The sequence below is a fragment of the Streptomyces sp. SID5643 genome, from assembly GCF_009872555.1.
GTDB classification, from domain to species: Bacteria; Actinomycetota; Actinomycetes; order Streptomycetales; family Streptomycetaceae; genus Streptomyces; species Streptomyces iakyrus.
Genome location: NZ_WWIC01000176.1, coordinates 47,746 through 68,330, shown reverse-complemented (window position 1 = coordinate 68,330; position 20,585 = coordinate 47,746). Strand labels below are relative to the sequence as shown.

At 72.2% G+C, this 20,585-nt stretch carries 18 protein-coding genes, 1 other RNA gene and 1 pseudogene; 10 read left to right on the top strand and 10 right to left on the bottom strand.

Annotation, left to right across the window (positions count from 1 at the left end):
• Positions 1-188 precede the first annotated feature (188 nt).
• Together GTY56_RS21280 and GTY56_RS21275 are read right to left on the bottom strand one after the other, a co-directional pair.
• Positions 189-1,346: a sigma-70 family RNA polymerase sigma factor gene (locus GTY56_RS21280; protein ID WP_161366949.1), complete on the bottom strand. Its 1,158-nt coding sequence runs from the start codon at positions 1,344-1,346 to the stop codon at positions 189-191.
• Positions 1,347-1,400: 54 nt separating this feature from the next.
• On the bottom strand, positions 1,401-2,438 hold the full coding sequence (locus tag GTY56_RS21275; RefSeq protein ID WP_161366954.1) for a lytic transglycosylase domain-containing protein: 1,038 nt from the start codon (positions 2,436-2,438) through the stop codon (positions 1,401-1,403).
• Between the two features lie 192 nt (positions 2,439-2,630).
• Between GTY56_RS21275 and GTY56_RS21270 the strand changes: the two genes are divergently transcribed.
• The 4 genes from GTY56_RS21270 (at position 2,631) to GTY56_RS21255 (ending at position 8,780) form a co-directional block, all read left to right on the top strand.
• Positions 2,631-2,768: a hypothetical protein gene (locus GTY56_RS21270; protein WP_161366948.1), complete on the top strand. Its 138-nt coding sequence runs from the start codon at positions 2,631-2,633 to the stop codon at positions 2,766-2,768.
• 356 nt (positions 2,769-3,124) lie between these two features.
• A complete protein-coding gene (locus GTY56_RS21265) occupies positions 3,125-4,183 on the top strand; it encodes a tRNA nucleotidyltransferase/poly(A) polymerase family protein (protein ID WP_161366947.1) in 1,059 nt (352 codons plus the stop codon).
• A complete protein-coding gene (locus tag GTY56_RS21260; protein ID WP_161366946.1) occupies positions 4,180-5,469 on the top strand; it encodes a hypothetical protein in 1,290 nt (429 codons plus the stop codon). Before GTY56_RS21265 ends, GTY56_RS21260 begins: the two co-directional genes overlap by 4 nt.
• Positions 5,466-8,780 carry a WD40 repeat domain-containing protein gene (locus GTY56_RS21255; RefSeq protein ID WP_161366945.1) on the top strand — a complete coding sequence of 1,105 codons (3,315 nt, stop codon included), beginning with the start codon at positions 5,466-5,468 and terminating at the stop codon, positions 8,778-8,780. Before GTY56_RS21260 ends, GTY56_RS21255 begins: the two co-directional genes overlap by 4 nt.
• A gap of 31 nt (positions 8,781-8,811) precedes the next feature.
• On the opposite strand, the gene rnpB is transcribed toward GTY56_RS21255, so the two are convergent.
• The 4 genes and pseudogenes from rnpB to GTY56_RS21230 form a co-directional block, all read right to left on the bottom strand.
• Positions 8,812-9,219, bottom strand: an RNA gene (rnpB, locus tag GTY56_RS21250) — RNase P RNA component class A.
• 124 nt (positions 9,220-9,343) lie between these two features.
• Positions 9,344-10,060, bottom strand: a pseudogene (locus GTY56_RS41600) (EamA family transporter); the annotation flags it as partial.
• An 82-nt stretch (positions 10,061-10,142) separates the two neighbouring features.
• Positions 10,143-10,970: an AraC family transcriptional regulator gene (locus tag GTY56_RS21235; protein WP_202510520.1), complete on the bottom strand. Its 828-nt coding sequence runs from the start codon at positions 10,968-10,970 to the stop codon at positions 10,143-10,145.
• 25 nt (positions 10,971-10,995) lie between these two features.
• Complete coding sequence (locus tag GTY56_RS21230; protein ID WP_202510519.1) at positions 10,996-11,574, bottom strand: Uma2 family endonuclease; 579 nt, start codon at positions 11,572-11,574, stop codon at positions 10,996-10,998.
• 164 nt (positions 11,575-11,738) lie between these two features.
• Here GTY56_RS21230 and GTY56_RS21225 point away from each other — a divergent pair, with 164 nt between their 5' ends.
• The 4 genes from GTY56_RS21225 (at position 11,739) to GTY56_RS21210 (ending at position 14,634) form a co-directional block, all read left to right on the top strand.
• Positions 11,739-12,494 carry a MerR family transcriptional regulator gene (locus GTY56_RS21225; RefSeq protein WP_161366943.1) on the top strand — a complete coding sequence of 252 codons (756 nt, stop codon included), beginning with the start codon at positions 11,739-11,741 and terminating at the stop codon, positions 12,492-12,494.
• A complete protein-coding gene (locus GTY56_RS21220; RefSeq protein WP_161366942.1) occupies positions 12,491-13,069 on the top strand; it encodes a hypothetical protein in 579 nt (192 codons plus the stop codon). The genes GTY56_RS21225 and GTY56_RS21220 overlap by 4 nt, the downstream gene beginning before the upstream one ends.
• 53 nt (positions 13,070-13,122) lie before the next feature.
• Positions 13,123-13,905: a peroxide stress protein YaaA gene (yaaA, locus tag GTY56_RS21215; RefSeq protein WP_161366941.1), complete on the top strand. Its 783-nt coding sequence runs from the start codon at positions 13,123-13,125 to the stop codon at positions 13,903-13,905.
• A gap of 78 nt (positions 13,906-13,983) precedes the next feature.
• Positions 13,984-14,634: a bifunctional 4-hydroxy-2-oxoglutarate aldolase/2-dehydro-3-deoxy-phosphogluconate aldolase gene (locus GTY56_RS21210; protein WP_161366940.1), complete on the top strand. Its 651-nt coding sequence runs from the start codon at positions 13,984-13,986 to the stop codon at positions 14,632-14,634.
• Here GTY56_RS21210 and GTY56_RS21205 read toward each other — a convergent pair.
• The 3 genes from GTY56_RS21205 to GTY56_RS21195 are packed head-to-tail and all read right to left on the bottom strand — an operon-like array spanning position 14,609 to position 17,859.
• Positions 14,609-16,237, bottom strand: a complete 1,629-nt coding sequence (locus tag GTY56_RS21205; RefSeq protein ID WP_161366939.1) for a bifunctional RNase H/acid phosphatase — start codon at positions 16,235-16,237, stop codon at positions 14,609-14,611. The two genes, GTY56_RS21210 and GTY56_RS21205, sit on opposite strands and share 26 nt — an antisense overlap.
• A gap of 27 nt (positions 16,238-16,264) precedes the next feature.
• Positions 16,265-17,008 (bottom strand): zinc ribbon domain-containing protein, encoded by a 744-nt coding sequence (locus GTY56_RS21200; RefSeq protein ID WP_161366952.1) that lies wholly within the window; start codon positions 17,006-17,008, stop codon positions 16,265-16,267.
• A complete protein-coding gene (locus tag GTY56_RS21195) occupies positions 17,005-17,859 on the bottom strand; it encodes a Nif3-like dinuclear metal center hexameric protein (protein ID WP_161366938.1) in 855 nt (284 codons plus the stop codon). The genes GTY56_RS21200 and GTY56_RS21195 overlap by 4 nt, the downstream gene beginning before the upstream one ends.
• 199 nt (positions 17,860-18,058) lie before the next feature.
• Here GTY56_RS21195 and GTY56_RS21190 point away from each other — a divergent pair, with 199 nt between their 5' ends.
• Positions 18,059-19,291: a hypothetical protein gene (locus GTY56_RS21190; protein ID WP_161366937.1), complete on the top strand. Its 1,233-nt coding sequence runs from the start codon at positions 18,059-18,061 to the stop codon at positions 19,289-19,291.
• Positions 19,292-19,387: 96 nt separating this feature from the next.
• On the top strand, positions 19,388-19,555 hold the full coding sequence (locus tag GTY56_RS40005; RefSeq protein ID WP_202510518.1) for a hypothetical protein: 168 nt from the start codon (positions 19,388-19,390) through the stop codon (positions 19,553-19,555).
• A 77-nt stretch (positions 19,556-19,632) separates the two neighbouring features.
• Here GTY56_RS40005 and GTY56_RS21185 read toward each other — a convergent pair whose 3' ends face one another.
• Complete coding sequence (locus tag GTY56_RS21185; RefSeq protein ID WP_161366936.1) at positions 19,633-20,577, bottom strand: 3-oxoacyl-ACP reductase; 945 nt, start codon at positions 20,575-20,577, stop codon at positions 19,633-19,635.
• Between the last annotated feature and the right edge of the window lie 8 nt (positions 20,578-20,585).

Below are 20,585 nucleotides of genomic sequence, written 5' to 3'. Positions count from 1 at the left end.
TCGGGTCGGCTTACGGGCACCACTTCGGGTCGGTTTACGGGCAGCGCTTCGGGTCGGTGTACGGGCAGCGCTTGCGGGCGGGGCCGGGCAGCGCGCTCGGGTCGGGTTTCGGGCAGCGCTCGCGGGTGGTCGCTGGGCAGCGCTACTGGGCAGGTTTCGGCAGCTCTGCCGGGCAGGTTCGGCAGCGCTTACGGAAGCGGGCTCGCCGTGAGCTCGGGGAACGGGGAGGTGGACGGCGCGTCGAATGTCCCGGGAGCTTCCGGGACGGTCGTGTCCGCCGTGTCCGCCGTGTCCGCCGTGTCCGTCGGCGCGGCGGAGAGCTCCAGCGGCAGGTCGGGGACGTCGGGCACCTGCCGGATCTCCGGGACCTCCGGCGCGGACAGCCCGGGCAGCGGGGCCGCCGGGACCTCCGGAAGATGTGGGACATCCGGAAGGTCCGGGACCTGCGGAACGTCCGGGACCTGCGCGACACCCGGCACACCCGGCACACCCGGCACCTCCGGCAGCGACGGCACGGACAGCGGGAGGAACGATTCACCGGCGGGATCCCCGACCGCACCGCGCTCGGCTGCGGCAGCCGTGGGCTCGGTCCCCCGAGGCGTGCGGCCCTCGCCACCGCCGTCCGGCCGCATCGTCTCCGTGCCCGGTGTGGCGACCGCGGGCCGAGGCGCCCCGCCGCCCCCGCCTCCGCTGCCGTCGAGGGCGTACGGCAGCACGAACCCCGCCACCGCCAGGGACGCCGCCGTCGAGGCGACCGCCACGGCCTGTGCCCTGCCGACGCCGCGCGGCCTCCCCCACCCGATGAGGAACAGCGCGCACCCGAGCGTGGCGGCCAACGACTGCCGCAGCGTCCGCCGGGCCCGGGCCAGCAGCGACTCGACGGTCCGGTAGCTCAGACCCATCCGGACGGCGACCTGGCCGACGTCCAGGTCCTCCGACTTCAGCCGCAGCGCCTCGGCCTGCCGCGCGGGCAGCTCACCGCTGCGCACGGCCAGCCACTTCGCCTCGGCCCGGTCGCACACCGCCTCCTCGACGGGCACCGGGCCGGGGGCGATGAGCGTCGGGCTGGTTCGCACCTCGGCCTCGCGGTTCATCTGCCGGTAGCGGTCGACGCACAGGCGCATCGTCACCGTCGTCAGCCAGGCCGCGAGCCGCTCCTCGTCCAGGTCGGGCCGCTCGGCGGCGCGCAGCATCGCCTCGTGCACCGCGTCCTCGGCGTCCTCCGCACTCATCGACCTGCGCCGGGCCACCTTGAGCAGATGCTCGCGGTGGCTCCACATGTGGCGCCACCGCTCGTCGGCCGCGTGCATCTCCACAGGTGTCTCTGCGGGCATGTCCGTCGCCATGAGGACCCCTTCGCGCTCACCCACCGGAATCGTGCCGTCCGGCGGGGGGCGACATTACCGCCCAGTATCGGCGGTTGTGGAGGGGGAGACGGTCATCGAGTCCGCGCTGTTACTGGTGAGTGGGGCGCCGCTGGGCAGCAGGTTCTCGCCGGGGAGCTCGATGTCCGGGTCGGGGGCGGGGAGTTGGGGCTCATCCGGCTTCTCGGGTTCGGTGGCCGGGCCGGTTCCGGCCGGGGCCGGAGAGGAGGCGGGGGTGGACGGGGTACGGGACGGCGGGGCACTCGGCCGGGCCGAGGGTGTCCGCGAGGGCTTCGGTGTGGCGGCCGGCCGCGACGGCTCCGGGCGCGCGGAGGAGGACCCGGCGGAGAAGGACCCTGCGGATCCGTCCGGCACCACCCGGTGCCCTTCCAGGAAGTACGCGTACCAGGCCCTGACCGTGCGCAGATAGGCCGCCGAGTGGTTGTAGCCGAGGATCGCCCGGTCCAGCTGGGCGGGGACGGACAGGTCCCGGCCGCCGGCACACAGGTACCGTCCGGCGGCGAGGGCCGCGTCGAAGGCGTTGTTCGGATCCGTACGCCCGTCGCCGTTGCCGTCCGCGCCCCAGCGGGCCCAGGTCGACGGGATGAACTGCATCGGCCCGACCGCGCGGTCGTACGCCGTGTCCCCGTCGTGGACACCGCCGTCGGTGTCCCGGATCAGCGCGAAGGCCACGCCGTCCAGCCGCGGCCCGAGGATCGGCGCCACGGTCGTACCGTCCGACGTCACCCTCCCGCCCCGCGCCTGCCCCGACTCCACCTGCCCGATCGCCGCCAGCAGCTGCCAGCGCAGCCGACAGCCGGGCGCCTCCCGCGCGAGCCGGTCCTCGGCCCTCCGGTAGGCGGCGAACACACTCACCGGCAGCGCGCCGCCCACCTCCACGGCCGCCGCCCCACCGCCCGCGTGCTGCCCGGTCCGCAGCGGCGGAAGCTCCGTGCGGTACGGGGTGTCGCCGGACACGCTCGGTCCGTGCTCGGCGGGTGCCTGACCGGGCGCCGGTACGGAGGCCCGCGCCGGGATCACCCCCGGCGCCTGCGACGCGGTGAGCGCCGCCATCGCCGCCACGGCGGCCGCCGTACCCCTGACACGCCTGCCCCTGTGCCCTGCCACGTCCTGGTCCCCTCCCTGTGAGCTTCCTGTCGTCTGCTCTACGGGGGTGGGTGGGGGGTCCGTCGCGGGGATTTGCGCACGTTGCCGCTCTGTGGGTGAGGTGCAGGAACAGCGAACCGAGCGGAAGCCCGTCGGGCCATGGTGGAGGACATCACTCTCGCGCTCGGCTACGGCGGTGACGAGACACCGCCCTTGGACGCCGGCCTCGCGCCGGGCCGGGCCGCATTCTCGACGGGCTGGCGCAGGGAGGCGTCGGAGCCACGCTCGCTGCGGTAGATGCGGGCCCGGGCAGCCGCAGGGAGGTCGCTGTGGTGGGCGAGGTAGTCCCTTGTGAGCAAGTGCAGCGGGGTGTTGCCCTGCGGACAGTGCCGCTCCGACGCAACACCTGCCAGCAACTTCGCACCCTCGACATCCTGCGTGAAATCCCGCCTTATGACAGGCACTTGTGTTACTTTGCTCTACTTGCCCAAGAGTGGTGGGAGTCGCGCCATGAGATGCGCGGGTGATTGTCCGACGTGGGAAGTCGCTTGGCGCCGGGGCCCCGCTCCCTTCCACCGCCCGCAGCAACCTCCCTACGTCTGACTGGCACGGACCGGCCGCCGCATGAGGCCCGGTCCCGTTGCGGAGGAACTGTGTGGCATGAGAGATCCAAATCCGGCCCTGTTCTCGCCGGTGATGTCACGGACGAAGGAACGGTCGCCGGTTTCGGTTATGTCCGCTCCGGGACGCCGAAGGCCGCATGTGACCGGCTGCTGCTGACGGGTGAAGAGTCCCTGACCCAACCACCCGACCGGCCCGTACCCGACAATGCCGGTTCGGTCCGCCTCGTCGCGCCTACGCCTGCGGACCGGGTGGCCGCCGACCGGATACACCGGGCCGATGCGCTCGACGACACCCTGTCGGACACGGTCGCCGAGACGCTGGCCCGACCGGGGTCACCCTGGGCACCCGTCGCAGCCCCCCTCATCGCCGAGATACAGGAGGCGCACCACATGATCTGGCTGGCGGGTGGCTTCGCCCGGGATGTGATCGCGGGCGCCGCCGGGGACGTGAACGACCTCGACCTGACGGGCACGGCTCCGCCAGGCCGCTTCAGCGAACTCACCAGGCGGGTCAGGCGCCGCAGCGGCCTGGAGTTCAGGCCCAAGGTCAGCCCGGACAGCCTCGTCTGTTCGGCTGTCCCACCCGACAAAGGTGAGCGGCTGTACGAGTACCGAACCCTGAACTCGGCCGAGTTCAGTTTCCCGGCCTGCGGCAGCGATCTCGAAGTCGATGCCCGCTGCCGGGATTTCACGGTCAATAGCCTCTACTACGACCCGGTGGGCAACTTGGTGATCGATCCCACCGGCCGAGGGCTCCCGGACCTACAAGCCCGGCCACGCCGCCTCGTCTCCCTCGCACCCACCGAGGATCGGCTGGAACAGGCGCACATCGTGCTGCGAGCGGTGAAGTTCGCGGTGCGCTGGGCGGAGACGACCCGTTGCGAGTTCGGTGAACTGGCGAGTCGTCTCGCTCAACTGCCCCACACCGCATGGGACGGGCTGACACCGGCGGCGTGGGACCGCCTGGCCCGCAACCACCGCAAGACGCTGGAGGAAGGGCAGGACCCGCGCAAGCAGATGAGTGTGGCTACCGCACTCGGCCCCGCTGCGGCCGGACTCCTCACGGCGCTGCTGGAGGTACAGCCGTGACCGCTGTTCACCGTCCCCTGAGCGACTGGGTCGTCCGTATCGGCCCACCGTCCTCCGGCCCGAACCTGATCAACGACGGCGACGAACGGGCCGACGCCCGGCACCTCCCCCTCTTCGCGGAAGGCTGGGTCCGGCGCAGTGTGACGGCGGGCCCGGGCCATACGCCCGTACTCGCACTGCACAGCCCGGTCTCCAGCCTTACCTATGTCGAACTCGATGACTACGGAGCACCGTTGTCGCTCGAGCAATCCGGCACGGAACTGATCAACCGGATCGAGACGTCGTGGCCCAACCCCGATCTCGGGCCGGCGGACCTGGCAGCCGTGGCCACACTCTCCAGGCAGATCCGCTACCTGCTGCTGCACCGGCTGAGCCAGGAGGGCTCGCCAGCGCCCGGTGTGTACCACTCGTTGCCGTGGGGACCGGTGGCGGAGCTGGCATCAGCAGTCGTCCGGATGCTCGACGAGGCACAGCCGTCGCCGCTGTCCGAGGAGGCGCTCGATCTCGGACACTGGGTCACGCCGGCCGCAGTCGGCGTGACCGGGCCGTTGGAGCAGCTGTACGAAGGGCTCGCGGACCCCGATCCGGTACTGACAGCGCGAGGTGGCACAGCGCTGTGCTCAGGACTGAACTCCGCCGACCCGGCGCGTTTCCCGGCTCCCGTCAGGGGCATCTTGGCCGACGTCGTACGCCGGCTCGCCTCGGTCAACCCGTTCCTGCGGCACGCGGCGACGCTGGCGGCCGACCGTCTCACCGGCTTCGCCTCCACCGGTCTCGTCACCACGCTCGACTCCGACCTGCCCAAGGCCGCGGCAGGCACGGATGATCGCACGGCGATCCGTCGGCTCGGCGGCAGTGGTCCGTTCTCGGTCCGAGCCGAAGTCACGGCGAGCGGACGGTTGAAGATCACGGTGCAGCTGTCCGTGGAGGCGACAACGGAGCGGAATCGGCTCCTCGACCTCTACGGGTGCGTTTTCGCCCCGGTGACGGTGTCGGCAGGGGACCTCAGCCGCCGGTACTGGGTTGCTCTGGAGGCTCGCAGACGCTGGATGTCGGGCACGCTCGACGTGCCTGCGGAACACGGGCGCTTCGATGTCGGGGCGCAGGAAGCGGTGATCGGTGTCTGGGGTCTGTCCGGCGTTTCTCCCGATGAGCTACTGGTATCGCTGACGGGTGCTGACCGTGCAGGCCTTCAGGTATGGCGGGCGGCAGCAGAACGCGTTCCCACCGGGCACCCGTTGCACCGGGCAGTCCGCCGCCACGACGGACAGCGAGGCACGTCATGACCTTCGCCGAGGACATCCGCACCCTCCTCACCGAGGAACTCACCGACACCGATGCGGAGTCGGCCCTGTACGGCGCGCTGCTCCGCAGCCCGCTGCTGGTGGAGTTCGTACGGGCGCTGGTCGAGACCCGTGACGTGGACTCCCTGCGGGCCCTGTGCCACGACACGGTCGAACTGCATGAACTGACCGAACGATACGGGTTCGTGGCGGGCGCTCTCCCCACCCCCACAGAGGCGCCTTACCACGGCTGCGGCCCGGTGACCGGGGCGGTGCGCGCGGTCGCGTCCCTGGGGCTCGTCCTGGTCGATGAGGAGGAGCGGCTCGGGGAGCACCTGGGCATCGCACTGGCCTGGCTGGCGCATACCCGCGCCACGGTGGGTGCGCCGTGGCCACCCGGGCGGACCGCTCCGGCGTGCGCGCACCCGACCCGCATGGCCGCCGTCATACGGGCGCTCGGTTCCGATCCGCGGGGGACGACTGCGGTCGTGTGGCTGCTGGCTCTCCAGGACGCTGTAGCGAGGAAGGGCGCGACGGCAGCCGTGGAGGTTCTCCTTGACCGCGGCGACAGCGGAATCCGCGCGACCCTGCGCTGTACGACACTGCGGCGGCTGCCCGACGCCCTGGTTCCGGACCCGGCGTCCATGGTGCTGTTCACCGCGGACGCGCGGTTCCGGTCCGGCCTGGAGACCGCCTGGCAGATCGCGCGAGCCCCACGCCACAGGGGGGGCACGGTCCTGTGGTCGCTGCGTGATGCCGACGGTCCGGTGGACCACGTCCAGGACATCAGCCTGACGGCGGCGTTCACCGTACTCATCGACGAGATGCGACGCCTGAGTCGCAGAGTGCGAGGGCCGTTCACCCTGAGGCGCCTCGGCGGCTCGACCGCCATCATCGGCGGTGTGGACGACGAGGGGCACATGGTCTCCGTCTCCGGTTATCGGAACAAGTTCGGCGCCTCGGCCGATCTGGACCGGGTCGTGGTGCCGGCAGCCGATCTGGAGCAGGCCCGGGACCACTCGCGGGCGTTGCAGACCTCCGTCGTCGGCGCGCGAAAGTGGCGCGACGCGGCTCGCCGCAGCCGTAGGCCCGATCGCCGTGCCCGACTGCGCGTCCTGATCGTCTGCCTCGTCGTGCTTCTCGCCGGTTCGGGCGGCGCCGGCTACCTCTGGCAGCGCCAGCAGCGGATTCAGGAACTGCGGGACACCGCCGCCAAGGTCAGGGACGAGGCGTACGAGCTCGGCGCGAACAGCGACCCGGGACTGGGACTGCTGCTGGCCATGGCCAGCGACGACATCGCGAACGCTGCCGGGCAGAGGACCGACGTCCTCGACTCGATGGCCCGCGACAAGTCCTCACTGCGGCGGATACTCCGTCCCGAGGAGGGGGAGTTCGAGGAGGTGGCCCTGTCCCGGAACGGCGTCTGGGGGGCGCTGTCGACGAGCACCGGAGCCGTTCGGATCCTGTCGACCCTGACCGGGGAGACCGCGTGGCGCCAGAAGGGGTCAGGTGCGACCCTTCCCGGTTCTGGCGGTGCGTTGGTCAGTGATCTGGCGGTGTCCCGCCGCGGCCAGCGCGTTGCGTTCGCCTCGACCGATCTGCGCCTGACGGTCGTGGAGAACCGGAACTCCGCCTGGTCCGTCGTGGCGCGTCCAGCCCTGCCCGTCCCGCCCCGACCCGGTCCGCTGCGCTGGGAGCTCAACTCGATCGACCACCTGGAGTTCACCGCGGACGGGGGACAGATCGTCGCCTATTCCGACCGAGTGGGGCTCTTCGTCTTCGACGCTGAGCGCCCGGGCCTTGCTCCGAAGCGCTGTCCGGAGCGCGGACCGGCGAAGGCGATGTCGGCGACAAAGGGCGAGGTCCTGCTGACGAAGGAGAAGGGAACCAAACAGAAGAACGAGGTCGTCAGGATCGATCTCACCACCTGCGCCCGGTCCGTCGTGCTCACCGCCCCCAAGGATGTCGTCCTCCAAGGAGCCGTGGAGGACGGCACAGTGGTTGCCGCCGCGACCCGTGGAGCCCAGTTACTCGCCCTGCGGCCCGACGGGTCGGAGACGTTGCTCTCCAACCGGGGGCCCTACTGGACCGTGTCGATCTCCGACTCCGACAGCGGGGTCCATACGAGCGCGGCCACGGAGCACGGCACGTTCGGGTGGGACGTGGCACAGCGAACCCAGAAGTTCGGGCTGCCGAAGGGCGGGGAGGCTGTGATCAGTAATGGCATCGTTCTGCGCCACCGCGGTGAGGTGGCCGAACTGTACGACGACCAGCGTTCGCTGGCTACGACGGCCTGGACCCGCTTCTACGGCGGCTTGGCGTCAGCCGCGTGGGCCAAGGACGTTCTCGTGCTCAGCAGCGGCCGAGCCGTCCACGTCGTGCCCCGCGCGGCCTCGATGACCTCCAAGACGTTCTCGGATCCGGCCAGCGTCCACCGCCTGCTCCTGCCGAAGGGCGTCAGGAGCCGCGCGCTGGCTACCACCAAGGACGGTCCCTGGGCCGCGGTGGTGTACGGCAAGGACGGTGACCGTACAAAGGAGCTGGCGGTCTGGAACGTCGTGGAACGGCGTCGGACGCCCGTACCGTTGCCGAAGGAGGCGGGGCCAAACCGCGTCGCCTTCGTCGGTCACGACCTCTACGTCGGCCATAACGACGGCGACGTCCTGCGCTTCCGCTTCAGGGACGGCGCGTGGCGGAGCATGGGCGGCCGCCGGCTTGCGGGGTCCGTCGTCGCCCTCGGTAGCGGCGAGAAGACCGACCGTCTCTACGCAGTCGTCAGCAAGAACAGCGGCGATCAGCCAACGGTCGTAGCACTCCGACCCTCCGACCTCGCGGTTACCTCGACAAGACGGCTGGATGGCCGGACCGGGCTTGCGCAGGTGGCAGTGACGAACGACGGGCAGGTGGTGGTGGGGTCGGGCACAGGACTGATCACGTTCCTCACCCCGGAGCTGCACGTGCGTGGCCGCACCAGCGACGGGACACTCCGGTACGTCCTCGATCTCACCGAACTGGCGGACCGCGGGCAGGTGCTCGTGTCGGGGGAGAACCGCAGCATCGTGCTTGACCGCAATACCCTGGCTGCCCAGGAAGCCTGGAAGCACGGCGCCCCTTTCCTGTCTTCCGACGTCTCCGCGGACGGCAAGACCCTGGCGACCTACAGTTTCGCGTCAAACAACGTAAGTCTGTGGACGCTCGACGAGCCGAATCTCCGAGCACGGGTCTGCCGAGCCGTCGGACGCGAGCTGAGCCGTGAAGAGTGGCGACAGTACGTCGGCGCGGGCTTGCCTTACCGCCCGGTCTGCCAGAACTGATCCCTTTCCAGGGCAGAGCCGCAGGAAGCGGCAGACGAGTCGGGCTGTACGCCGGGTTCTGTTCCCGGGGTTCCTCGCGGAGCCCCGGGCGACGGCCATCCATCTAGGACCGGCGTTGCCACCGGCCTCGTGCGGTCTACCCGCGGACTCGGGCGGGCAGCCCTCGATCGTCCGCGCAGAGCGCTTTTTACGGCGCTCCTCTTGACCTTGCTCCGGGTGGGGTTTACCTAGCTGCCTGAGTCACCTCAAGCACTGGTGGTCTCTTACACCACCGTTTCACCCTTACCCAGCACCTGGGTGCTGGGCGGTCTGCTTTCTGTGGCACTGTCCCGCGGGTCACCCCGGGTGGCCGTTAGCCACCACCCTGCCCTGTGGAGCCCGGACGTTCCTCGGGGAGCTCCCCGTCAGGGGGACTCCACGCGGCCGTCCGCCCGGCTCGTCTGCCGTGTCGACCATGGTACCCGTACCCGGCGGACGTCCCGCTTCGGCGCCGCGGCCGCCGTGGCCAGCACCGAACCCGCCAGGATCAGGGTGAAGGCGACGCCGATGCCGAGGGTCAGCTCTTCGTCCAGGAAGAGCGCACCCGCGGCGACCGCCACCGCCGGGTTGACGTACGTGATCACACCGGCCCGGGTCGGGCCGACCTCTTTGATCAGCTCCAGGAAGGCGACGAACGCGATCGCGGTGCAGACCACGCCCAGGCCTGCGAGGGCCGCCAGGACATCGGTCGAGGGCATGGTGGCGGGGCGGGTGAGGAATGCCGCGGGGGCGTAGACGACCGCGGCCAGCGTGAGGCACGGGGTGATCAGCTGGAGGGTCGGGACGTCCTTGAGGTACCGGGCGGCGATCAGCGGGGCCGTGGCGTAGCCGACGACCGTCACCAGCACCTCGGCCATCGACAGGGCGTCGCCACCGGTGAGATGCGGCAGGGTGAGGACCGTGACACCCGCGAGGCCGAGGGTCAGGCCTGCGATGCGGCGGGCGCCCACACGTTCCGCCGCGCCGAAGAAGCGCGCCAGGAGTACGGCGACGATCGGTACGCCCGCGATGAGGAGCCCGGCGGTGGAGCTGGACAGGTGGCGTTCGGCGTCGGTCAGGGTCCACCACGGGCCGATGATCTCGATGACGGCGAAGGCCAGCATCGGCTTCCAGTGCGTCCGCACGGTGCGGCCGAAGCCGCCCTGGCGCAGGGCGAAGGGGAGCAGGAGTGCGGCGCCGAGGGCGCAGCGCGCGAACACCACCATGGACGGGGACAGCTCGTCCACCGCGACCTTGATCATCAGGTAGGGGACGCCCCAGATCACTCCCATGAGGGAGAACAGGAACCAACCGCGTGCAGTCATGCGACGAGTCTCGGCCGTGTCACCCCCTGCTGTCTTGAACGCTGTTGCGGTACGCCGCCGGGGTCACCCCCAGCACCCTGCGGAACCAGCGGGTGAGGTGCGCCTGGTCGGCGAAGCCGACGAGGCCCGCGACCTCGGCGGGGCGCAGGCCGGCTTCCAGGAGGCCGCGGGCCCTGGCCACCCGGTGCTGGGCGAGCCAGGCGTACGGCGGTACGCCCATCGTCGTGCGGAAGGCGCGGAGCAGTTGGTAGCGGGACAGGCCCAGGTCCGTGGCGAGCAGAGCCAGGGAGGGAGGGTCCAGCAGCTCGTCGGCCAGACGGTCGCGTACGGTCCTGGCGATGCCGTCGGCGCCGGTGACGGTGTCGCTCGTCGCCCGGGCCGTGGAGTGGCGGCGGGCCAGGGCCGTGAGCAGCCAGGGCAGCCGGGACTCGGCTTCCAGGGGGTCGGGGCAGGCGCTGATGTCGGTGTGGGCGGTGCGCAGGGCTGCCGCGAGCTCCGGGTCGTGGAGGACGGGGTCGCGGAAGTGCGGGAGGCCGCCGAGGGTGCCGTCGGTGAGGAGGTCCGGTTCGGCGTAGAGGGCTTGGTAGGCGTAGCCGTCGCAGGCGGCCGGGCCGCCGGTGTGCATCTCGCCGGGCTCCAGGACGACGATCGAGCCGGGGTAGGAGTGGATGTGCCCGCCCCGGTACGCGATGACCTCCGAGCCGCCGACGGTGACGCCGATGGTGAATTCGTCGTGGGCGTGGGGCGCGTAGACGTGGCTGTCGAAGTGAGCGGTGAGGAGGTCGAGGGGTGGACCGGACCGGCCGAGTCGTGCCCTGGTCCATCGCGCCTGTTCCCGTATCCCCATGTCGCCCACCCCCGCCCACAGGGGATCAGAGGAGGTCCGTCGTGTCCAGGTCGAAGGCGAAGGGTTCCGGAAGAGCGATGGGCTTGCCGAAGGGGCGGGCGCAGTGCTCGCGGTAGTCGTCGTCCTTCGGCTCGCTGAACACCGTGACCTGCGCCGTGTCCCGGTCGACGAGCAGATAGAGCGGGACGCCCGCGCGCGCATAGCAACGGCGCTTGGCCTCACGGTCGGCCTGCGGCTTGGTGGAGGTCACCTCCATCACCATCGCGACGCCGTCGCAGGGCATCCACGAGTCGGCTCCGCCGAACAAGTCGCGCTCGATGGGGCCGAAGGTGACGTCCGGAACCAGGTGGTTCTTGGGGCAGGCTCCCCCGCTCCTCAGTTTCAGCCCCTTGTTCCCCGAGAAGTCCATGTCGGCCCGGGAATGCCTGATCACTTGCCTCACGATCCGGCTGATGTACTTTTCGTGATCCCCGTCCGGCGGCGGCGTCACAACGATCTCCCCCTCGATCAGCTCGGCCCGGAAACCCTCCGGGGTGTCCAGGGCGAGGAAGCCCTCCAGCAGGACCTCTTCCTGCGAGAGCGGCTCGTGGGCCATGGCAGTCATGTCACGCCCCTCCTTCTGTCGCCCGCCAGACTGGGACATCGCCGAACCACCCGTCCGTGAGATCGGGAACCGTTCCCTCGATCGTGGCACACGATCACGGCCCCCGTCAGAAGGCCGGACGGCGTGCTTGACCCTGCCGCAGCGTCAACGTCTTCACTGGTGGCATGCGGATCGGAGAACTCGCCGCCGTCGTCGGCGTCACCACGCGGGCCGTGCGGCACTACCACCATCTGGGGCTGTTGCCCGAGCCCGAGCGGCGGGCCAACGGGTACCGGGAGTACGGGTTGCGGCATGCCGTCGTGCTGGCGCGGATCCGGCGGCTGACGGAGCTGGGGCTGGGGCTCGCGGAGGTGCGGGACGTGCTCGCGGACGACGCCGGGAAGGATCTCGTCGAGGTGCTGACCGAGCTGGACGAGGACCTGGCGCGGCAGGAGGAGGCGCTCCGGGAGCGGCGGGCGCGGTTGCGGACGCTGCTGGACGCGGAGGGCGGGATGCCCGCCGAGGGACCCGTGTCGCCCGAGCTGGCCGCGCTGTTCGCCGGGACCGCGCATCTGTCGGACTCGCCCATGGCCGCCAAGGACCGCGAGATCATCGCGTTCCTGGAGACCGCCATGCCGGCGGAGGCCCGGGAGCAGATGGTGTCCTCGGTCGGGGAGGCGCTGGGGAGTCCGGGGGCCGTGGCTCGGGCCGGGGAGGCCTACGCGTTGCTCGACACGCTGGCCGGTGCCGACCCCGGTGACCCGCGGATCGACGAGGCGGCCCGGGCGCTCGCCGGCTGCATCCCGCCGGGGCTGTTCCCGGGGGCCGGGGAGATCGACCAGGGCGACAGTTTCCTGCGCGCGTTCTACGACGACCTCCCTCCGGCGCAGGCGGAGGCCGTCCGGCGTGCGTTGCGGATCCTCGCCGAGGAGCGGCGATGAGGATCGGGTGGCTGCTGGTGCGGCACGAAGTGCGGTTGTTCGCGAGTCTCGCCCTGTGGGTGGCGCGGCGTACGCACGGGGCGGGCGGGGGCCGGGCCTTCGGGTACGCGGCCGGGCAGGGGGCGATGATGGCCGGGTTCGCGTTCGTGTGCCTGGTCGAGACGGTCGCGTTGTCGGTGCTGCTGCGCGACTGGCCCGCCGTGCACGCGGCGGTTCTCTTCCTGGACGTGTACACGATCGTGTTCGTCGTCGCGCTGCACGCCTCGTCCGTTGTGCATCCGCATGTGCTGGACACGGACCGCGGCTCGCTGCGGGTCCGGCGGTACGTCCATGTCGACCTGTGCGTGCCGCTGGAGCGGATCGCCTCTGTGCGGCGCGAGCTGCGGATGACGCACGAGCGGGCCGAGGGGGAGCTCGACGTCGAGGTGGGTTCGCAGACCAGCATCACGCTCGAACTGACGGAACCCGTCACACACGTCACCTTTCTCGGGCGGCGCCGCGAGGTGCGGGTCGTCCGCTTCCACGCCGACGACGCCGACGTGCTCGTGCGCGCCCTCGGCCGGGCGCACGTCTGAGCGCCCCGCAGGCCCCCGTACCCTGTCGGCGGAGTTCGATCGAAGGAGTACGCGTGCTTGTCCTGCTGCCGCCGTCCGAAGGAAAGGCATCGTCCGGTCGTGGTGCGCCGCTGAAGCCGGAGTCGCTGTCGCTGCCGGGGCTCGCCGGGGCCCGGGAGGCCGTTCTCGGCGAGCTGGTCGAGCTGTGCGCCGGCGACGAGGACAAGGCGCGTGAGGTGCTGGGGCTGAGCGAGGGGCTGCGGGGCGAGGTCGCGAAGAACGCGGAGCTGCGGACCGCGGGCACCCGGCCGGCCGGGGAGATCTACACCGGCGTGCTCTACGACGCCCTGGACCTGGCGAGCCTGGACACCGCCGCCAAGCGGCGGGCCGCGCGCTCACTGCTCGTGTTCTCCGGGCTGTGGGGTGCCGTGCGGGTGACGGACCGGATTCCGTCCTACCGGTGCTCGATGGGCGTGAAGCTGCCGGGGCTCGGGGCGCTGGGCGCGCACTGGCGTACGCCGATGGCGTCGGTGCTGCCGGAGGTGGCCGGGGGCGGGCTGGTGCTGGATCTGCGGTCCGCCGCGTACGCCGCCGCCTGGAAGCCGAAGGGCGAGGTCGCCGGGCGTACGGCGTCGGTGCGGGTGCTGCACGCGCCCACGCGGAAGGTGGTCAGCCACTTCAACAAGGCGACGAAGGGGCGGATCGTGCGCAGCCTGCTGACCGCCGGGGCCGATCCGAAGGGCCCGGCCGAGCTGGTGGAGGCGCTCAGGGATCTCGGGTACGTCGTGGAGGCGCAGGCGCCCGCGAAGGCGGGGCAGGCGTGGGCGCTGGACGTGCTGGTGGACCAGGTCCACTAGCGAGGTCCCGAGCGGGCACACATTGCAGAGAACGCAACAGTCTTTGCGCGTGCTGCATGCCGACGGCAGGATGACGCCATGGCCTCCCCTCCCCTGCCCGGTTCCGTGCTGGACCTCGCGCCCGTCGTCCCCGTCGTCGTCGTCGAGGACGCCGCCGACGCCGTACCGCTGGCGCGGGCTCTGGTCGCGGGCGGGCTGCCCGCGATCGAGGTGACGTTGCGGACGCCTGCGGCTCTGGACGCGATCCGCGAGATGGTGCGCGAGGTGCCCGAGGCCGTGGTCGGGGCCGGGACGGTGATCCGTCCCGAGCAGGTGACGGAGGCGGTGGCCGCGGGCTCCCGCTTCCTGGTCAGTCCCGGCTGGACGGACGTCCTGCTGGAGGCGATGCGGGCCTCCGGGGTGCCGTTCCTGCCGGGGGTGTCCACCGCGTCCGAGGTCGTGGCGCTGCTGGGCCGCGGGGTGCGGGAGATGAAGTTCTTCCCGGCGCGGGCCGCGGGCGGCCCGGCGTACCTGAAGTCGCTGTCGGGGCCGTTGCCGCAGGCGCGTTTCTGCCCGACGGGCGGGATCGGCCCGGACTCCGCGCCGGACTATCTGGCCCTGCCCAACGTCGGCTGTGTCGGCGGCAGCTGGATGCTGCCGCCGGACGCGGTCGCCGCCCGCGACTGGGGGCGCGTCGAGGCGCTGGCCCGGGAGGCGGCGGCGCTCAGCGCAGGTGGGACGTGTCGTTGAGGAGGCGGACGCTGGCGTTGCCGTCCGCGTAGTACGCGACGACCGAGAGGGACGCGGCCGACAGTTCCATGCGGAACAGGGACTCCGGCGGGGCGCCCAGGGCGAGCCGGACGAGCGTCTTGATCGGGGTCACGTGCGTGACGAGCAGGACCGTTCGGCCGGCGTGGGCCGCGACCAGCTTGTCGCGGGTGGCCGCGAGGCGGGTGGCCGTCGCAGCGAAGCTCTCGCCGCCGCCGGTGGGCTCGGCGTCCGGGGAGGCCAGCCAGGCGTTCAGGTCGTCGGGGTGGCGCTCGCGCACCTCGGCGAAGGTGAGTCCCTCCCAGGCGCCGAAGTCGGTCTCGCGCAGCCCGTCGTCGATGCCGACGTCGAGCCCGAGCCGGGCGGCGACGATCCCGGCGGTCTCCCGCGTCCGGGCGAGCGGCGACGACACGACGGCCTGGATGGTGCCCCGCCGGGCCAGCATCGCTGCGGCCCGCTCGGCCTGCTCCCGGCCGGCGTCGGAGAGGGAGGGGTCGGTTCCCCCACTGCCGGAGAACCGCTTCTGGGGCGTCAGCGGCGTCTCGCCGTGCCGGAGCAGGACGAAGGTGGCGGGTGTACCCATGTCGGCGGGAGCCCAGCCGGGCGCGGCGACGGTCTTGACCGCAGGCGCACCGGCACCGGCTTCGGCTTCGGCTTCGGCTTCGGCTTCGGCTTCGGCTTCGGCTTCGGCCGCAGGGTCACCGGCACCGGCTTCGGCCGAAACAGCACCGCCGTCGGCGCCGGCTTCGACCGCAGCAGCACCGCCGTCGGCACCGGCTTCGACCGCAGCAGCACGGCCGTCGGCCTCGGACTCGGACTCGGACTCGGCCCGGACGGCCTCGACGCCCCCGACGGCCTTCGCGGCACGCACATCGGCGTCATCCGTCGCCGAGCCGGAAGCGGCCCCGCCGTCGACGGTCCGCACACCGGCCCCGCCGTCGACGGCCCGTACACCGGCCCCGGCCCCGGCCGTCGTACCCGAGGTATCCGGTTGCGCCGCAGCCCGCGCGGCATCCGGGCCCGCGCCGGACGCCGTTGCCGACGTGCGGACTCCGGCCAGAGCGTCGCGCACCCGCGCCGCCCCCGCCGCCGCGTCACCGGGCGGCTCCGGCGTCGCCGCCGTCCGGGGTGCCGCGTGGAGTCCGGCCGTCGACGCCGGCTCCGACCAGCGCTCTCCCCGGGCCCCCGCGTCCATCGCCTCGTTGGCCAGCCGGTCCGCGTGCTTGTTCTGTGCCCTCGGCATCCACTCGTACGTGACCTGCCCGGGCGGGAAGACCCGGGACGCCTGCGTCGCCAGGGGCTTCATGTCGGGGTGCTTGATCTTCCAGCGGCCCGACATCTGCTCGATGACGAGCTTGGAGTCCATGCGGACGTGGACCGTCGCCTCGGGGTCCAGGGCATGGGCGGCCCGCAGGCCGGCGAGGAGGCCGCGGTACTCGGCGACGTTGTTCGTGGCGACGCCGATGTACTCGGCGGTCTCCCGCAGGGTCTCCCCCGTCGCCGCGTCGCTGACCACGGCCCCGTAGCCGGCGGGCCCCGGGTTGCCCCGTGAGCCGCCGTCGGCCTCGACGATGAACTCCCGCACCACGGACTCCTTGAAGGCCTGAGTGCCCTAGAGACCGGACTCGGACGTGCGCACCAGGATGCGGCGGCAGTTCTCGCAGCGGACGACCGTGTCGGGCGCCGCCTTGCGGATCTCGGCCAGCTCGGTGATGGCGAGTTCCTGCCGGCAGCCCTGGCAGCTGCGCGCGTACAGCTTCGCCGCGCCGACGCCGCCCTGCTGGCCGCGCAGCTTGTCGTAGAGCTTGAGGAGATCGGCGGGAATCGAGCCGGCCACGACCTCGCGCTCCTTGGTGACCGTGGCGACCTCGCCGTCGATCTGCTCGAAGGCGGCGTCGCGGCGCGCGGTCGCGTCGTCGATCTTCGACTGGACGGAGGTGACGCGCTCGGTCAGCTCGGCGACCCGCTCCTGGGCGGACTCGCGGCGCTCCATGACCTCCAGCACCACGTCCTCCAGGTCGCCCTGCCGCTTGGCGAGGGAGGTGATCTCGCGCTGGAGGTTCTCCAGGTCCTTGGGGGAGGTGACGGCACCCGAGTCGAGGCGCTGCTGGTCGCGGGCGGCGCGCTGGCGCACCTGGTCCACGTCCTGCTCGGCCTTGGTCTGCTCGCGGGCGGTGTCGCTCTCCTCGGTCTGCGCGGCCACGAGCAGGTCGCGCAGCTGGGTGTGGTCCTTGGTCAGCGACTCGATCTCGGCGTGCTCGGGCAGCGACTTGCGCTTGTGCGCGAGCTGCTGGAGGCGGACGTCGAGGTCCTGGACGTCGAGGAGTCGGATCTGGTCGGCGGGCGCGGCGTTCAGTTCGGGGCTCCAAGGGGATCGGAAGGGGCGGAGGCCGCGTGCGCGGTCCAGGGGTCGGTGACCGTCTTCGAGACGTGGACGCGCAGGTCCCATCCGTGCCGGTCGGAGATCTCGTCGAGCTGGCTCGCGGCCAGCTCGCACCAGGGCCACTCGGTGGCCCAGTGCGCCGCGTCGAGCAGCGCGAGGGGGCTGTGGGCGCGGGCCTCCGACACCGGGTGGTGACGCAGGTCCGCGGTGAGGAAGGCGTCGACGCCTGCCGCGCGTACGTGGTCGAAGAGGCTGTCGCCGGAGCCGCCGCTGACGGCGACCGTGCGCACGGGCGCCTCGGGGTCGCCGGCGACGCGGATGCCCTGCGCGGTGGCGGGCAGCCGTTCGGCGGCGCGGGCGGCGAACTCGCGCACGGTCAGCGGGTGGTCCAGCGCGCAGAGCCGGCCGAGGCCGCGGCGGCCCTCCGGGTCGGTGGGGTCGGGCACCAGCGGCCCGGTGACGCGCAGGTCCAGCGCGCCGGCGAGGGCGTCGGAGACACCCGGGTCGGCGGTGTCGGCGTTGGTGTGGGCGACGTGCAGCGCGATGTCGTTCTTGATGAGGGTGTGGACGACACGGCCCTTGAAGTGCGTCGCCGCGACGGTCGTCGTGCCGCGCAGGTAGAGCGGGTGGTGGGTGACGAGCAGGTCGGCGCCCAGCTTCACCGCCTCGTCGACGATCTCCTGGACCGGGTCGACGGCGAACAGGACCCGGGTGACCTCCTGGTCCGGGTCGCCCGCGACGGTGCCGACCGCGTCCCAGGACTCGGCCCGCTCGGCGGGCCACAGGGTCTCCAGCGCGGCGATGACTTCAGACAGACGGGGCACGGGAGCAAGGCTACCCGCCTGATCTGTGGCGTTGTACCGCCACCGCCCGCTCCCGGCACCCGTCGCCCCGCTCAGCACAATCGCCCCCTCCTCCTCAGGCGAATCGTTCCTGGAACACCCGTATGTGTGAAGTCTGCTGCCGGGGAATTCCCCGCCCGCGCGTGCGATACCTACGTTCGTCACTGGAGGTGACCGAACGATGACGGCCTGTGCGATCGAGCCTTCGGCGGGACACGAGGACGACGAGGACGAGGAGGGGTCCCGGCCGGCCGGCTGCGCCCTCACCGCGGACGGTGCCTACGGCGCGCGTCTGGCGTCGGCCGGCGACTCCTGGTTCCCGGAGCGCTGGACCCTGGACGGCCATGAGCCGTACGCGGTGCCCCTGCCGCGCAACCAGCCGGAGGAGCCCGGGACGGAGGTGCAGCCGATGGGCGACGGCCGGGTCCTGATCCACCGGGTGGTGGCCGGGCGGCACGCCTTCGCGCTGTTGTACCCGACCGGGCCCGGCACCGGTGAGCTGCCCCTGGGCGCGGTCGAGTGCCGGGACGAGACCGCCCGGCTGCGGCTGCTGCCGCCCGCCCCGGGCGGCGAGCGGGCCTACGCCCTCGCCGTCGGGCCGCGCACGACGTCGGTGTGGCTGGTGGCGGGCGGCGCCTTCGGGCCCGAGCGGCTCGCCGAGCTGCCGGGCCGCTGCTCGGGCGGGGTCTGGCTGGACCGGACGGCACGGCTGCTGGCGCTGGACCGGGAGACCGGCGGCCGCGTCAAGACCGTCGTGGTGGACCTGGAGTGCGGCGAGGTGTCGCCGCTGCTCCAGATCGCCGCCGAGAGCGACGACCGGTTGCTGCTCGCCGACCACGACAGCGGGCTGCTGATCGTCCGCTCGGACGCCCCCTCGCCGGGGCAGGGCCGGCTGGGCTGGGGCGTCCTCGGCAGCACACTGCCGGTGCGCTTCCCGGAGTGCCTGAGGGTGCGGGACTGCTCGGTCACGCCGTTCGCGATCCAGCCGGGGCAGGTGCTGACGCCGGAGAGCTGCGCGGTGGCGCTGCGGGTGGACGGACCGCGGGGCAGCTGGGTCGGCGTCTGGCGGCCCGCCGAGCGACGGGTGCACCATCTCCCGGCGCCCGAGGGGTGGTTGGCGGGCACGGGCCTGTGGACGCCGGAGGGGGTGCTACGGCTGCCGTACGCGACGGAGACCGTGCCGTGCGGTGTGGCGCGGGTGTGTCCGCCGCCGGCCGTCGAGCAGGAGCCCGGTAGCGTTTCGGCGCCGCATCCTCAGGCGGAGTCACCGGCCCCGGTTCCGGAGCCCTCCGGGCAGCCCGCGGAGACGGGAGCGCCTGCCCCGCCGCCCCGGCCCGCCGAGCCCGCGACGCCCTCGGCTCCCCGCCCGGTGCCCCTTCGGGAAGCGCCGTTGGGACGCCTTGTAACGAACTAGTGCCGGTTGGCGTGGCCGCCTGGATCCGAGGTCAGGGGTGCCGGTTAGACTCACCCGGCTGTAAAAAAGATCATGTTGACGGGGTGAATTCCACCGATGAGTGACGCCAGCACGAACCAGTCGCGTGATGCCGACGTCCAGCAGACCTCCTCCGGCCCCGGCCGGCACCGTGGTGAGGTCTCCACGCAGGACAGTGAGGCGGCTCCGCGCGGACGCCACCGCAAGCCGGTGGCGGAGACCGAACAGGCCGTGACCGCGGCCTGACGGCACGCCGGTCACCGGACGGCGAACGGCCCTTCCCGCCACAAGCGGGGAGGGCCGTTCCGCGCTCCCGGTATCTCTCACCCTCGTTTCAGGCCCAGCACCTCCGCCGCCGCGAACGTCTCCCCCGCCGGCCGGTCCGCGTAGTACGGCCCGAGGACGGCCTCCAGCTCGTCGTACGTGAAGGTGTCCTGCTTGCTGTCGAACTTCACGGCGAGGCGCGGCCGTTCGACTACGGCGACCATCCCGCCGTGCACCACGAGGAGCTGCCCGTTGACATGGGCGGCGGCGGGCGAGGCCAGATAGCCGACCAGCGGGGCGACGTGCTCGGGGGCGAGCGGGTCGAGGCCGGTGCCGGAGGGCTGCTCGATGCCCGCGAAGACGTCCTCGGTCATGCGGGTGCGGGCACGCGGGCAGATGGCGTTGGCGGTGACGCCGTACTTGTTGAGGGCGAGGGCGGTGGAGGTGGTGAGGCCGACGATGCCGCCCTTGGCCGCCGCGTAGTTGGGCTGCCCGGCGGAACCGGCGAGGAACGCCTCCGAGGAGGTGTTGACAATTCGTCCGAACACCGGCTCCCCGGCCCGCTTGGAACGCTCCCGCCAGTGGGCGGCGGCGAACCGGGTGGTGTTGAAGTGACCCTTGAGGTGCACGCGGAGGACGGAGTCCCACTCCTCCTCGGCCATCGAGAAGACCATGCGGTCGCGCAGGATGCCCGCGTTGTTGACGAGGATGTCGAGCCGGCCGAACGCGGCGACGGCCGACTCGACGAGCGTGCGCGCCTGTTCGAAGTCGGAGACGTCACCGGTGTGGGCGAGGGCGGTGCCGCCCGCCGCGCGGATCTCGGCGGCGACCTCCTCGGCGGGTCCCGCGGAGGCCTCACCCGTGCCGTCGCGGCCGGGCTTGCCGTAGTCGTTGACGACCACGGCGGCGCCGAGCCGGGCGAGTTCGAGCGCCTCGGCCCGGCCGAGCCCGCGGCCCGCGCCCGTGACGACGGCGGACAGTCCCTGGAGCGGCAGCAGCGGCATGGGGTGGG